10 protein-coding genes, 7 tRNA genes and 1 other RNA gene are annotated in these 14,781 nt (G+C 39.0%); 9 read left to right on the top strand and 9 right to left on the bottom strand.

Annotation, left to right across the window (positions count from 1 at the left end; translation table 11 throughout):
* Positions 1–168: 168 nt before the first annotated feature.
* The 5 genes from PR761_RS01120 (at position 169) to PR761_RS01100 (ending at position 6,537) form a co-directional block, all read left to right on the top strand.
* Entirely contained in the window at positions 169–1,293 is a 1,125-nt protein-coding gene (locus PR761_RS01120; RefSeq protein WP_154611184.1) for an alkylhydroperoxidase domain protein, read from the top strand.
* A 4-nt stretch (positions 1,294–1,297) separates the two neighbouring features.
* On the top strand, positions 1,298–2,758 hold the full coding sequence (locus PR761_RS01115) for an FAD/NAD(P)-binding protein (RefSeq protein WP_126437022.1): 1,461 nt from the start codon (positions 1,298–1,300) through the stop codon (positions 2,756–2,758).
* Positions 2,759–2,760: 2 nt separating this feature from the next.
* Entirely contained in the window at positions 2,761–3,774 is a 1,014-nt protein-coding gene (locus PR761_RS01110) for a methionine ABC transporter ATP-binding protein (protein ID WP_006814651.1), read from the top strand.
* Positions 3,771–4,439, top strand: a complete 669-nt coding sequence (locus PR761_RS01105; RefSeq protein WP_112837034.1) for a methionine ABC transporter permease — start codon at positions 3,771–3,773, stop codon at positions 4,437–4,439. Before PR761_RS01110 ends, PR761_RS01105 begins: the two co-directional genes overlap by 4 nt.
* Positions 4,440–4,809: 370 nt before the next feature.
* Entirely contained in the window at positions 4,810–6,537 is a 1,728-nt protein-coding gene (locus PR761_RS01100; protein ID WP_112837036.1) for a potassium/proton antiporter, read from the top strand.
* Positions 6,538–6,779: 242 nt separating this feature from the next.
* Here the strand turns inward: PR761_RS01100 and PR761_RS01095 are convergent, their stop codons facing one another.
* The 7 genes from PR761_RS01095 to PR761_RS01065 form a co-directional block, all read right to left on the bottom strand.
* A complete protein-coding gene (locus PR761_RS01095) occupies positions 6,780–7,073 on the bottom strand; it encodes a helix-turn-helix domain-containing protein (RefSeq protein ID WP_039855388.1) in 294 nt (97 codons plus the stop codon).
* 1,435 nt (positions 7,074–8,508) lie between these two features.
* Positions 8,509–8,637: non-coding RNA, RtT sRNA (locus PR761_RS01090), on the bottom strand.
* 144 nt (positions 8,638–8,781) lie between these two features.
* A tRNA-Lys gene (locus PR761_RS01085) sits at positions 8,782–8,857 on the bottom strand.
* A gap of 168 nt (positions 8,858–9,025) precedes the next feature.
* Positions 9,026–9,101, bottom strand: a tRNA-Lys gene (locus tag PR761_RS01080).
* 35 nt (positions 9,102–9,136) lie between these two features.
* Positions 9,137–9,212: transfer RNA gene (locus PR761_RS01075), tRNA-Val, on the bottom strand.
* A gap of 31 nt (positions 9,213–9,243) precedes the next feature.
* Positions 9,244–9,319 (bottom strand) — tRNA-Val (locus PR761_RS01070).
* A gap of 25 nt (positions 9,320–9,344) precedes the next feature.
* Positions 9,345–9,420: transfer RNA gene (locus PR761_RS01065), tRNA-Val, on the bottom strand.
* 463 nt (positions 9,421–9,883) lie between these two features.
* On the opposite strand from PR761_RS01065, the gene gltX reads away from it, so the two are divergent.
* The 4 genes from gltX to PR761_RS01045 all read left to right on the top strand — a co-directional run bounded on the left by gltX (position 9,884) and on the right by PR761_RS01045 (position 13,234).
* Complete coding sequence (gene gltX / locus PR761_RS01060) at positions 9,884–11,305, top strand: glutamate--tRNA ligase (RefSeq protein ID WP_154610575.1); 1,422 nt, start codon at positions 9,884–9,886, stop codon at positions 11,303–11,305.
* Between the two features lie 172 nt (positions 11,306–11,477).
* Positions 11,478–11,553: transfer RNA gene (locus PR761_RS01055), tRNA-Ala, on the top strand.
* A gap of 57 nt (positions 11,554–11,610) precedes the next feature.
* A tRNA-Ala gene (locus tag PR761_RS01050) sits at positions 11,611–11,686 on the top strand.
* Between the two features lie 216 nt (positions 11,687–11,902).
* Positions 11,903–13,234: a flavin monoamine oxidase family protein gene (locus PR761_RS01045; protein WP_006814660.1), complete on the top strand. Its 1,332-nt coding sequence runs from the start codon at positions 11,903–11,905 to the stop codon at positions 13,232–13,234.
* A gap of 22 nt (positions 13,235–13,256) precedes the next feature.
* On the opposite strand, the gene PR761_RS01040 is transcribed toward PR761_RS01045, so the two are convergent.
* On the bottom strand, positions 13,257–13,472 hold the full coding sequence (locus tag PR761_RS01040; RefSeq protein WP_006814661.1) for a DUF3820 family protein: 216 nt from the start codon (positions 13,470–13,472) through the stop codon (positions 13,257–13,259).
* A gap of 79 nt (positions 13,473–13,551) precedes the next feature.
* Positions 13,552–14,736 carry a NupC/NupG family nucleoside CNT transporter gene (locus PR761_RS01035; RefSeq protein ID WP_006814662.1) on the bottom strand — a complete coding sequence of 395 codons (1,185 nt, stop codon included), beginning with the start codon at positions 14,734–14,736 and terminating at the stop codon, positions 13,552–13,554.
* Positions 14,737–14,781: the final 45 nt, after the last annotated feature.

The following is a 14,781-nucleotide window of genomic DNA, read 5'->3' as shown; positions in this document are numbered from 1 at the left end:
ATTTTTTTATCCACTTAGACCATATCGTTATAACTTAAATCTGAATAGATATATCAAAATCCCCTAATTCAAATAGTTATAACTATATAACTAATAGATAGTTCGAATAGTGATGTAATTGATATGTAATAAAGGAGATAACAATATTTAAATAAAGTGAGTACTTTTATGACTATTATAAAAAATGATTTAATTAATTCTCTCTTGAACCTAACGCCAGAATCAGAATTAGTGCAAATCCGCTTAGAGCGCCCTGTTGCAACGGAAAATACCCAAGCTGCTTTTGAGGCCATCTTCTCAACGCCTTCCGTAGAATTGCCAACGAATGTTAAATATTATTTTGCTTATGAAACGGCTAAGCAAACAGGGAGCCAAATACTCGCTAATCATTATTTAGCGCAATTAAATGCTCAACCAGAGGTTGTTTTTTCTCCTGCGTTGGAGTTGGCGAAAAAATATTTACTGATCTTGGTGAATACACCTAAAGCTACCGATTTTACATTAATTCAGCAGTTTATTGATTTAGGCTGGTCAGAATCCGATATTATTTTATTGGCGCAATTAATTACCTTCGTCACCTACCAAGCACGGTTAGTCGATGGATTTAGCTTATTAGAAAATCACAATTCTCATCAGATAAAGACAAATAAAGTCGTTGCAGGGAAATGGAATAATCGCCCAACCACCCAAAAAGGACAGCCGTCACCCTCTGTATTTACTCAAGATGAGTTAGGCTGGGAATCTTGGTTAACTGCCCGAGAAGCTAGCAACCTTGATACAGAAGAAACCCAAACCATGAAAAAATTTGGGCAATTAAATTCAGAGTATTTTTTACTTCTTGCCCATCAAAGCAAAATTTTAGAGATCCGCACACTGATTGACCGTGGTATTTTTTATACTTCCGGAGGACTAGCTCGTTGGGAACGTGAACTGGCGGCGGCTGTCGTCAGTAAAGTTAATGGATGTATTTATTGCGCTTCTGTCCATGCCCGTAAAGCAAGCCAATACGCTAAAGAACATCGAACTGATGTGGATAATTTACTAGCGACGCCTTCTGGCACGATATTAGCTGATGGTTATGATGATAGATTACAGGCCATTATTGATTTTGTTGCTTCACTTTCAGCAACACCAATTCAAAGTTCATCAGAACAAATCACTGCATTGCGTTCATTGGGATTATCCGAATTAGAGTTACTTGACCTTATTCAATCCACCGCATTTTTTGCATGGGCAAACCGCTTAATGCTCTCACTGGGTGAGCCTTTCGAAATAACAAAAAATAAGGAATGATGCCATGGAACAGGTTATCGGCTTGGCCGTGTTAGAAAAACAGATTGAGCAAGACTTACAATATCTTAATTTACCAATAACCTCTTGGTCATTATCCGAAAATGACTTATCCGATCAGAAAATTGATGTGGCTATTATTGGCGCAGGAATGTCTGGGATTACAGCCGCTTTCGCTCTAAAATTACGAGGCGTTAATGCCGTAGTATTTGACCAAGCGTCATCAGGAAAGGAGGGACCATGGCAAACACCCGCGTTGATGGAAACACTGCGCTCCCCAAAACAAGTCGTTGGTCCTGCGTTAGCTTCACCATCACTGACCTTCCAAGCATGGTTCAAAGCTCAGTTTGGTGAACAAGCATGGCTAGAGCTAGATAAAATTCCTCGCCTGCAATGGGGTGAATACCTTCAATGGTTTAAGTCTATGACTCAACCTATCGTCTTCAATCAGTATCAATTGATTGATATACAGTTAAACCCCCAAGGACGAGAGTTACTATTTAATACGCCAAAAGGCTTAACCCATTTTGTTGCTCAACATGTGATCCTTGCTACAGGTATGGAGTCCTTCAGTGAGCCAAATATTCCTGAGTTTATGAATAATATTCCAAATTCATTTTGGGAACATTCATATGCGGGTAGTGATTACCAACGATTTAAAGGATTAGATATTGGGGTTGTGGGTTATAGCGCAGGAGCCATGGACAGCACAGCAACAGCTTTAGAGCATGGCGCAAACTCCGTGGAAATTTTAATTCGTGCCAATGATATGCCACGTGTAAATCGAGGAAAAGTCGCGGGGAGTGCTGGATTTACCAATGCATATCACTATTTTACAGATGCTCAAAAATGGCATTATGCTGACTATGTTCTGAAAGCAAAAACTCCCTCGCCACAAGGTAGTACTTTACGCGTTTCCCGCCATGAAAATGCCTATTTTAATTTCAACACTCAAGTGAACCATGTGCAGTTGGATGGCAATAAACTGCATATTTCCACAACGAATGGAAATTTTATTCTCGACTATTTGATCTTAGCGACTGGTTATCGCATCAATTGGAATAAACACAGCGCATTCCAACGTTTAGCTCCATTTATTAAAACTTGGGGAGATGTATACACGCCGCCTGCTGATGAAGAAAATAGCGAACTCGCTGCTCACCCTTACCTCGGTGAACATTTTGAATTACAAGCAAAATCAGGTTATGCATTCCCTTATATCGACCACTTTTATTGCTTTAATTTAAGTGCGTCATTAAGTATGGGCCCCGTCATCGGCCTCATTCCAGGCACAAATACAGGCGCTGAACGTTTAGCCGACCATATCGCTGCAAAATTGTATCTTGCTCATCAGGAACAACATCTTGAACTTGTGAAAAATAGTTCTGAGTACGAATTACTTGGACATGAGTGGCAACCAGCATTACCACCTAAAAACCGTGTGCAACTTACTGAGAATGAGGGGTGAATATGATCACATTTCAAAATGTCCAAAAAGTGTATGAGAAAGATGGGCAATCTTTAGTTGCACTTCAAGATATTAATTTGCATATCAATAAAGGGGATATTTTTGGTTTTATTGGTTATAGCGGCGCGGGAAAAAGCTCACTAATCCGCTTAGTTAATCAACTGGAAAAACCCTCAAATGGTGCCGTTGTCATTGATCAGCAAAATATTGCGGAACATAGTCCAGCACAAATCCGAGCACATAAAAAAAGTATTGGCATGATCTTTCAACATTTTAATTTGCTGGAAACCAAGACTGTGGCTCAAAATATCGCTATGCCACTAAAGCTATTAGGTATTAATAGGCAAGAAATTGAGCGCCGAGTTGATAATATCCTTGAGTATGTGGAGCTAAGCGATAAAAAAAATCAGTATCCAAATCAGCTATCTGGAGGGCAGAAACAGCGTGTTGGTATCGCGCGGGCTTTGATCAATAACCCTCAGATTTTGCTGTGTGATGAAGCAACCTCTGCGTTAGATCCCCAAACTACAGGGGCAATTCTCTCGTTACTACAGAAAATTAATCGTGAACAAAACATCACCATTTTACTAGTGACCCATGAAATGGAAGTCATCGAGCAAATTTGTAATCGTGTTGCGGTTATGGAATCCGGAAAAATAGTAGAAGAAGGCACTGTACTAGATATTTTTGCTCAACCACAACATTCGACGACACAAAAATTCGTCCGAACCGTTTTAAATGAAGAGATCCCTGAACGCGTTCTTCATCAACTCGAACATCAAGAAGATGTTTATCGATTAGAGTTTTTAGGTAAATCAGCACAGGAGCCAGTTGTTAATGAGCTGATTATCAAAAATATTGTCAAAGTAAATATCCTTTTTGCCAATATGAAGGAAATTAACGGCGTAGTGCTGGGAAGTATGTTTGTCCAAATACTCGGCAATAAGCAACAAATTGATGAAGCGGTAGATTACTTGCGCCAACGGGGTGTTGCAGTGAATAAGGGAACTTTATGAGCCAATTTTTTGAAACCGCATTAACCAGTAAGCAATTCTTACTTGCCATGTCTGAAACATTTACCATGGTCAGTATTGCTCTTGTACTTGGCTCTATATTAGGTGTTTCATTAGGAATTTTATTAGTGATCACCAGACCAGATGGGATCTGGGAAAATAAAACGCTCTATCGCATTATTAACCCAATTATTAATATCTTCCGCTCCTTACCTTTTATTATTCTATTAGTGGCTATCATTCCGTTAACTCGATTTGTCGTTGGAACTTCAATTGGAACAACCGCAGCAATTGTTCCTTTGGTCATTTATATTGCGCCCTATACCGCTCGATTAGTAGAGAATTCACTACTCAGTGTACATTCTGGCATTATCGAAGCCGCTGATGCTATGGGTGCGACTAATTGGCAAATTGTTTGGCACTTTATTTTACCTGAAGCAAAATCGTCACTGATTTTGAGTTTAACTGCAGCAAGTATCACCCTGGTTGGCGCAACCGCCATGGCTGGTGCCGTAGGCGGAGGTGGTGTTGGCGACTTAGCGCTTAATTATGGTTATCAGCGTTTTGACAATGTTGCAATGGCGATTACTGTCGTTACGTTAGTGATCATTGTTCAAGGAATACAGTTTATTGGTGATTATCTGGCTAAAAAGGCTCGTTTTCACTAGCTGTAAATTTGTCGGCAGTAATTCTCTGCCGACTTTTATTAATACTTCCCTATCAGAATCTGACTTCTCCATCTCGAGTCTTTCATCAAACTTCATCTTACTCGTCAAAAATAAGGTAATTTCGACTAATTTCACAAAAAATCGTGCTATATCTGCAAATTAACTTTTTAAAAATACAATAAAATATCAATATATTTAAAGTGATTCATATATAATCATAATATTCTGTAGCAAAATGTTTATTTATGCATTTGAAGTTAAAATATCATCCAACTGCATATTTTTGTCACTTTAATAAAATCAAGAGCTACTTCGTACGCTTTGCGATGCATCGTCAGCGTTTTATCAACCACTTAACTGACAACTGATTATGCCGACTATTGAACAACTGATTTTACTTTCATCTATATTGATTTTACTGGGTATTTTTTCTAGTAAACTCTCTGCAAGATTAGGCTTACCCATGCTGGTTATGTTCCTATTTGTCGGCATGCTAGCGGGAGAAGATGGTCTTGGAAAAATAACCTTTGATAATGTTAACGTTTCTTATGCTGTCGGATCCCTTGCGCTCGCTATAATTTTATTTGATGGTGGTTTACAGACTTCCGTTAAATCCATCAAATTAGTTTGGAAACCTGCATTTACCCTCGCTACCTTTGGGGTTTTAGTGACGGCAGGGATCACAGGACTCGCAGCTGCATATATCCTTGGTATACCTCTTCTTGAAGGATTGTTGCTTGGAGCAATAGTCGGTTCAACTGATGCTGCCGCAGTATTTTCATTATTACGTAATGCAGGGATCTACCTTAATGAACGTTTACAAGCCACATTAGAGATAGAAAGTGCAACCAACGATCCAATGGCTATTTTTTTAACGGTTGGTCTATTGCAGCTACTTATGAATCCTCAAGCAACAGGAAGTGAACTTGCTTTACTGTTTGTCAGCCAGATGGGGGTTGGTGCAGCGGTGGGTATTAGTGTCGGCTGGATTTCGATTAAAATCATCAATAAAATTAAATTGTTAACCGCTGGGCTCTATCCTGTGCTTGTTGCTGCCTGTGGTTTATTTTCCTTCGGTGTTGCCAGTAATTTAGGCGGTAGCGGGTTCTTGTCTATATTTATTACCGGAGTGGTCATCGGGAATCATTCATTTGTATTTCAACGTAATACCTTTTTATTTCATGATGGACTCGCGTGGTTAAGCCAAATCATCATGTTCGTCATGTTAGGGCTATTGGTGAATCCAAGCTCATTAATCGAAGTATGGCAAGAGGGGTTAATGATTGCGTTAGTATTAACATTCATCGCACGCCCATTAGCCGTGATTCCTGTATTAAAAATATTTGGTTTTACTCGAAATGAAAACACCCTGATATCTTGGGTTGGCCTAAGAGGATCAGTCCCAATTATTCTGGCTATATTCCCATTTATTTATGGTCTACCTGGCGCAAACCTTATTTTTGATGTGGTATTCTTCGTCGTATTAATTTCAGCGACTCTACAAGGCTCTACATTACCTTATTTTGCACGACGATTAAATCTGATGCAGCCACCGCCGTTGATACCAGCGGCAACCTTAGATATCACAGCTGTTGATCAAATTGATGCCGATTTAGTGGAATATACACTTGGTGATGACTGTTCAGCGGTAGGTCGCCGTTTGTCAGAATTAGCCTTACCCGATCAAACTGTTATCGCCATGATAACCCGAGGAAAAAGCGTCCTTCCTCCTAGAGGCTCAACCATGCTATTAGCTAGAGACCACTTATTTGTTGTTCTAAAACCTCAAAATAGAGCATTTCTAGAGCGTTTATTCTCTGGAAAAACAGCTTTAGCATTAGAACCTATTGAGTTGCCAGAAACAGGATTAAGCTTAAAAGGAACGACTCGAGTCAATGAAATATTCGAATCTTATGGTATCCAACTGGAAGTGGATTCCAACAAAACATTGGATCACTTTATTCACGTAAATACGGATAACCAGCCAGTACAAGGAAATATTATTAGATTGGATAATATACAGATAAAGATTGAGGAAATGATTGGCCCGCGAATTGTTACGGTGATATTGGAACCAGTAAAATTAGAGCTAAGCTAGCCTATTGAGAAAAATTTCAATTCTGTAAGAATTCACATTTCGTTTTTAGGAATTCGATTATATATAAAAATAAAAGCCCCTAAGGGCTTTTATTTTTAGTAAGTGTATTAGAAAAGAAAGTATATATATTCAAATACTCACGCTTAATTAATTAAATTCCATATTTTCGTTCTAAATTGAATCAATCTAATTACGAATTTCCATTTTCGTTTCATAATGAAACGTGGGTAGATAGGAAAATACTATACTAGAGAATAAATCGAGTCATTAAACCCTTTAGATTCTTTTCCTTCAGTGGCATTCATATCATCCTGAAGCACTTCGCCAAAGAATTCTCCCATATTCACGCCTAATACTTTTAATACACGAACTAAGCAATCAATATCGATACGGTTCACACCGCGTTCATAACGAAATAATTGCTGCTCGCTGATGTCAATCTCTTTAGCTAATTGAAACACAGTATAGCCTTGAGCTTTTCTTAACGATTTAATTTTTTGTCCAACTGCACAAGCGACAGGATATTTTGTATTCATAAACATTCTCGCTTCAATATATTAATTGAATAAAAATCAGCAGATATTTTTCCGCAGTTTTTTATTGTTATTTTATATAACTATAATAACTATAGCTCATTGATATAAACATGGTGATACATCCTACATCACTAAGCAAATAATATACTAGCCATCTAATTAGTTTCAACTAGTCCAAAAATGACATTGCAACTATGTAACAAAATATTACTTCCTATACAAATAAGATGATAAGGATAATTATCCTAATACTTTCATATGGTTATATTATTTAACGGACAGTGAATACCACCTAGTTAATTTAGGTGCAACGCACCTCAACAATATTATTCACTAAAAAAACACCACCTTCCCGCCAATTAATCCAAAAATAAAAGAAATAAACAGAATAATTTAACACTGTAACAAAGTTAATGGTTTCAGAATAACGATGATGTATTTTTAAGCTATAAGATACATCAAATACCAATATTCTGTAAAAGAAAGTAAAAAAATATACATTTTACATATATAACTATTTTGCAACACCGAGCATCAACAACATACATCTATGGACAGCATGTTACAATTAAATTAAATCACTATATTTTTAAAGTAGCCAGCGAATTTAATGCATCACCTTATTCAACATAACAAAACATTAACGTTAAGGAAGTTCAATGTTCACTTTACTTGATGAATATCACAAAAATATATACTTTAATGATTATCGATAATCTTATTTAAATATTATTTCACCGAGCACAAGTGGAATTTATTGTTTTTTTTGACTATCGAAACAGGAATAACCAGGATTTTCTTTCAATCTACCACTAGAATGATATCATTTTATTAACTAAATGATGTGAATTTCCATTAGAAATTCACAAAAATTTATTAGATTCTGCAACCGAACCTAATGCATAATAATCCTTATGCGAGTATTTCCAGTCCGAAAAAAAGATCTATTTAATCACTTAGATAGTTACTATTAACCCATTATATATACATAAAGTACTTTATTCATGTTACATAATAAACTCAGCACTATACAGTTCGTTGGGATAGGTAAATTTACTTATTTAATTTAAATTCATTATTTTAATTGAATATAGCCCCTCAACATAAAACTCACCGTGTATTGGAAAGCTTAAATAACCTACCATTAACTAGATTGAATCCCACTCGAACAGAGTAAACCCCTAAATTTATATTCTTAATATATTTATTGATATAACGCTTAATAACACTGCAATGTGAATACCCTTTTCGGGGTATATATAAATAATCACATAACAGGCATAAAACGCTTAACATAGTGATTAGTCTGGATATATAGAAAATATTTGATAGATAGTGGGTCGTGCAGGATTTGAGCTCTTCGAGCTGACACTTCGTGTCGAACCTGCAACCATTTTGTCGAGGTATGGTTCAATTATTGAAGCTTTACTTGAGATGGTGGGTCGTGCAGGATTACTCGGGCTTTGCCCTCGCCCTTCGGGTCGTTGCGGCAAGCGCAACGCTGTCTCGCTTCGCTCGGCTCGAACCTGAGCGCAGCTTCTCACCTACACTCAACGTACAATGTGTAAATAGTAGAGTTGTTTATTCTTGGGGAGTTTCTTTGAGATGGTGGGTCGTGCAGGATTTAAGTCCTTCGGACTTACACTTCGTGTCGAACCTGCAACCATCTTGTCGAGGTATGGTTCAATTATTGAAGCTTTACTTGAGATGGTGGGTCGTGCAGGATTCGAACCTGCGACCAATTGATTAAAAGTCAACTGCTCTACCAACTGAGCTAACGACCCATCTATTTTTGATTTTTTGTACTAATATAATGTCGAGAACGTACAGGATTCTTCGACCTTCGGTCTCACCCTTCGGGTTGAACCTGCAACCATCTTATTAACAGTTAACGATCCTACCAACTGAGTTAACGACCCATCTGTATGGCTTGAATTATTTACTACTTTAGATGGTGGGTCGTGCAGGATTCGAACCTGCGACCAATTGATTAAAAGTCAACTGCTCTACCAACTGAGCTAACGACCCATCTGAAAGTTTTTTAATGCGAATAACTAATGAAGTGGTGGGCGATAGCGGGCTCGAACCACTGACCCCCTCCTTGTAAGGGAGGTGCTCTACCAACTGAGCTAATCGCCCACTTCATGATAACCACATTGTAATAAATAATTGGTGGGCGATAGCGGGCTCGAACCACTGACCCCCTCCTTGTAAGGGAGGTGCTCTACCAACTGAGCTAATCGCCCAATTATTTATTTTCATCGTCAACGGTGGTGGGCGATAGCGGGCTCGAACCACTGACCCCCTCCTTGTAAGGGAGGTGCTCTACCAACTGAGCTAATCGCCCCGTCGTCGATGGAGTGGCATTATAGGGATACTGAGTTCTGAGTCAACGGTTTTTGAAGAGATTTTTTCTGTTCGTTGCAAAAATAATCAAGATGTTTTAAATATCACCAGGAAAGCCCCCTTTTTAATCAGACAGCTACAATCTTTTTCCAAAAAAGTCCTTTAAGAAAGTGAAAATGATTTGTCTCCTGAAAAATTTCTGCCCATTTTCCATAATTTGCTGATTTTCTTTATCTGTATAGAGATAAGCTGATTGAGGATTCGTTGCAGGATGATAGAATAGGGATACATTTTATCAATGCTTAGCAACTTCTGGATGTAAGGTTGGCGCAAAAAGTGGTCTTTTTAGATCCGCGTATCTCCTTTTATACCAATCACTATCTATTATATAGCAATGTGATTTTGCAAATATCCGATGAATATAAGCGTATAAGAAACCATGTTTCGTAATTAAGGCAATCTCGATGAGTAAAATCAAAACCCGTTTTGCACCAAGTCCAACAGGCTACCTGCACGTTGGTGGTGCTCGTACCGCTCTCTACTCCTGGTTATTCAGCCGTCACAATCAAGGTGAATTTGTCCTGCGTATCGAAGATACCGACTTAGAACGTTCAACTCAGGAAGCTATCGATGCCATTATGGACGGGATGAACTGGTTGAATTTAAATTGGGATGAGGGTCCTTACTACCAAACTAAACGTTTTGACCGTTATAACGCGGTTATTGACGACATGCTAACTGCAGGTACTGCTTATCGTTGCTACTGCTCGAAAGAGCGTTTAGAAGCATTACGCGAAGACCAAATGGCAAAAGGCGAAAAACCTCGCTACGATGGTTGTTGCCGTGACCATGCGCACAGCCACACTCCAGATGAGCCACACGTTGTACGCTTCCGTAACCCACAAGACGGCTCTGTGATTTTCAATGACACTATTCGTGGGCCTATTGAATTTAGTAACCAAGAGCTAGACGATTTGATTATTCGTCGTACCGATGGTTCTCCAACTTATAATTTCTGTGTAGTTATTGATGACTGGGATATGGAGATCACGCACGTTATCCGTGGTGAAGATCATATCAACAACACCCCTCGTCAAATTAACATTCTAAAAGCATTAGGGGCACCAGTGCCTGAGTATGCTCACGTTTCGATGATCTTAGGCGATGACGGTAAGAAATTGTCTAAACGCCATGGCGCTGTTAGTGTCATGCAATATCGTGATGATGGCTATTTACCTCAAGCATTACTTAACTATTTAGTCCGTTTAGGTTGGTCACATGGGGATCAAGAAATTTTCTCTATTGAAGAAATGAAAGAATATTTCTCTCTTGATGCTATCAGTAAATCAGCCAGTGCGTTCAATACTGAAAAGTTGCAGTGGCTGAACCATCACTACATCAATACCATGCCAGCTGAAGAAGTCGCAACATACCTTGCATGGCACATTGAACAGCAAAATATCGACACCAGCAATGGCCCGCAATTAGTCGAACTGATTAAATTACTGGGTGAACGTTGCAAAACATTAAAAGAGATGGCAGAGTCTTGTCATTACTTCTACCAAGATTTTGACGCTTTTGATGCCGATGCCGCGAAAAAACATCTACGTCCCGTTGCTCGTCAGCCATTAGAAGTTGTTAAAGATAAGCTGATCGCGATTTCTGATTGGACAGCAGAAAATGTTCATCAAGCAATTGAAGCCACCGCTGCTGAACTAGAAGTCGGTATGGGCAAGGTTGGTATGCCACTTCGTGTCGCTGTAACAGGTGCTGGTCAATCTCCAGGACTGGACGTGACTGTCCATGCTATTGGTCAAGCTCGTTCGGTTGCTCGCATTGATAAAGCACTGGCTTATATCGCAGAGCGAGAAGCTTTCGCACAATAAGTTATCTTACAGCCTCTGTCACTCAGAGGCTGTTTCTTTGTTTCGTTCCCTCCAAGTGGGAATTGATTGCAAAATGCTCTATATTTCAGCAATTAAACCCAAAACTCATATTAATATATTGACACTCAAACCTAGCTTGAATATGATGCCACCCGTCCAAAAGATTTTGTTTGGGGCTATAGCTCAGCTGGGAGAGCGCTTGCATGGCATGCAAGAGGTCAGCGGTTCGATCCCGCTTAGCTCCACCATCTAAAAATCCAGTTTAGGTGGCAAATACCCAACAAGGTATAACAAAATATTCGATTGGGGCTATAGCTCAGCTGGGAGAGCGCTTGCATGGCATGCAAGAGGTCAGCGGTTCGATCCCGCTTAGCTCCACCAAACTTTCCATCGAATCTTTTTTGTTTATGATCATCAGATCCTCCCCTGTAGTTACCCCCCAATCTGTATATAACTCATTAAATTAACAGTTATTTTATCGCCAGCTTCTATCTACAATTAATGACCTCATATATAATCATCTAATAATTTCATTTAAATAAAATTATTAGATGCACATTGGTGTATCTGTTACTTTCCATTTCAACTGGGTGAGTTATGCCACAACTAGATGCCGATATCATTGTGATAGGAGCAGGTATTTCAGGTTTATCCGCAACAAATCAATTACAGTCCCAAGGTAAGAAAGTCATTATTTTAGAAGCTAGAGACCGTCTAGGAGGGCGAATTCATACCCATGAAATTGCCGGACAGTTCTATGACTTGGGTGCGTCGTGGATCCACGGAATTAATGGCAATCCCATTAGTGCAATTGCTCAGCAACATCAAATCCAAACAGTTGTATTCAATTATCAAGATGCTATTTTCTATAAGAAGAATGGTTTAATCCTTTGTGAAAAGGAAAAGGCAGCTTTTGAAGCAGGTCTTGATTATTTGATGAATCAATTTGAAACTATTTCCTCTCCATGCAAATTTAACAGTGCTGCAGATGCATTAAATAGCTGGTTACAGAGTCTAGAATTCCATCAGTTACTAACCAAACAGCATCATGCTGATCAACCTCTTTTTGAGCAGTTACGGGATGGCTTACATGAATTTTTTGAAGCTATCGCCGAAGACCCTTGTGCTTGTACGCTAGAAACGCTATCACCTCACTTTCTTCAGCTGGAAGGCTTTTGTGACGGCGATGAGGTCATTTTCCCTCACGGATATCATCAAATAATAAAAACATTATCAAACAAGTTGGATATACGTACGAATCACCCCGTTCACCATATCGATTATCAATATGACTATGTGGTAGTGACGACCGTTTCTGGACAAAAGCTGACTGCGAGTCAAGTTCTGATAACGGTTCCATTAGGGGTTCTTAAAAAGAATGTAATCCAGTTTTTACCGCCATTACCCACTGTAAAGCAAGAAGCAATATCTCAACTAGGATTTGGCATTTTCAATAAATTATTCGTGACTTTTGAACACGCCTTCTGGCGTGAAGAGACGTTAAGTAACGTCAATAGTATGTATATCCATGAATCAGACTATTGGCTTAATTTTATGGATGTAAGCGCTATCTACCAAAAACCGACGCTACTGTTTTTATTTGGTGGGCTTTCAGCAAAATGGCTCGAAGAATGTGATGAGCAGACAGCTTGGAAAGAGTTATATGATTCCTTAACTAAAGTTTTTGATCATGTTCCGAAGCCAATTCAGCTATTAAAAACCGACTGGGAAAAAGATATTTATTCCTATGGCTCATTTAGCTACCCAGCCAATAACTATTCAACAAACCAAATTGAGCGATTAAAACAACCTATTAATGAAAAATTATTCTTCGCTGGGGAACATTTAGCACTATTAGGAGCAGGAACTGTTCATGGTGCATATCAATCAGGTATCGAGGCAGCAAGACAGCTACTAGGCGCTTCCTAGTTCCGAGTTGAACCTCTATGGCTTATTTACGCTTTAGGGGTTTAACAATGCTATCCAGCCCTTCGATTTTCAGCCCTAACGTCATTTCCATCAATTGTCCTAAACGACCTTGTGGAAACTCGCCTTTTTTGTAAAACCACAATAGATACTCTTCAGGTAAATCGATTAGGACACAGCCTTTATATTTTCCAAACGGCATATAGGTGTTAGCAATATCTAATAAATCTTGTTTTTCCATATGAAGTTTTCACTTTGTCAGTATCAAAAAAAACGGCATTCGATGAATGCCGTTTATCACTGTAACACTTTTTAGAAAATTACAGAATTAATCCTACCACCGCAGCTGACAGGAAGCTGACTAATGTTGAGCCGAACAATAATTTCAGACCAAAACGCGCTACGGTATTACCTTGTTTCTCATCTAATCCTTTGATCGCACCAGCAATGATACCAATAGATGAGAAGTTCGCGAATGAAACTAAGAATACTGACAGAATACCGACAGAACGGTCAGATAATCCGGCTGCAACTGCTTTTAATCCATCCATTGCAACAAACTCGTTGGTAACCATCTTCACGGCCATGATACCACCGACTTGCAGTGCTTCATTAGCAGGAATACCCAGCATCCAAGCAAATGGATAGAATACGTAGCCCAGCATGGTTTGGAAGCTAATACCAAAGATAGCGGAACAGATACCGTTGATCATGGCAATCAGAGCGATAAACCCAATCAACATTGCCGATACGATGATCGCAACTTTAAACCCAGCAAGGATATACTCACCCAGCATTTCAAAGAAGCTTTGACCTTCATGCAAACTGCGCATTTGAATGTCTTCTTCACCTTCTGGAGAATAAGGGTTGATTAACGATAACACGACGAATGTACCAAACATGTTCAGAACTAATGCTGCAACCACATATTTTGGATCCAGCATGGTCATGTACGCACCAACAATTGACATTGAAACCGTCGACATCGCGGTGGCTGCCATGGTGTACATTCTTCTTTCAGACATTTTGCTTAACTGGTCTTTATAAGCAATAAAGTTTTCTGACTGACCCAATAACAAAGAACTGACTGCGTTAAATGATTCTAATTTACCCATGCCATTCACTTTCGATAGCACTGTACCGATGATACGAATTACAAAAGGTAAAATTTTAACGTGCTGTAAAATACCGATGAGTGCTGAAATGAAGATAATTGGGCAAAGGACTTGAAGGAAGAAGAACGCTAAATTACCTTCGATCATCCCACCGAAAATAAATTTAGTCCCTTCTGCGGCATAGCCTAATAAGTGAGTAAATACCCCAGCAATTCCTAGAACAAAAGATTCACCGATATTTGATTTTAAGAACAAATAAGCCAATGCGATTTGGATGACAAGAAGCTGAATAACATAACGAGGACGGATCCCCTTACGGTTACTACTCGCCAAAATCGCAAGAGCAGCGATAACAACAATGGATAAGATAAAGTGCAGGATCGAGGTCATTTACGACTCCAACAAAGTTAAAAATCAGTCTATGTGCATATTCTA

Origin of the sequence: Providencia sp. PROV210 (assembly GCF_028479445.1) — a bacterium.
Taxonomy (GTDB): domain Bacteria; phylum Pseudomonadota; class Gammaproteobacteria; order Enterobacterales; family Enterobacteriaceae; genus Providencia; species Providencia rustigianii.
This window is presented reverse-complemented; position numbering and strand designations above follow the sequence as displayed.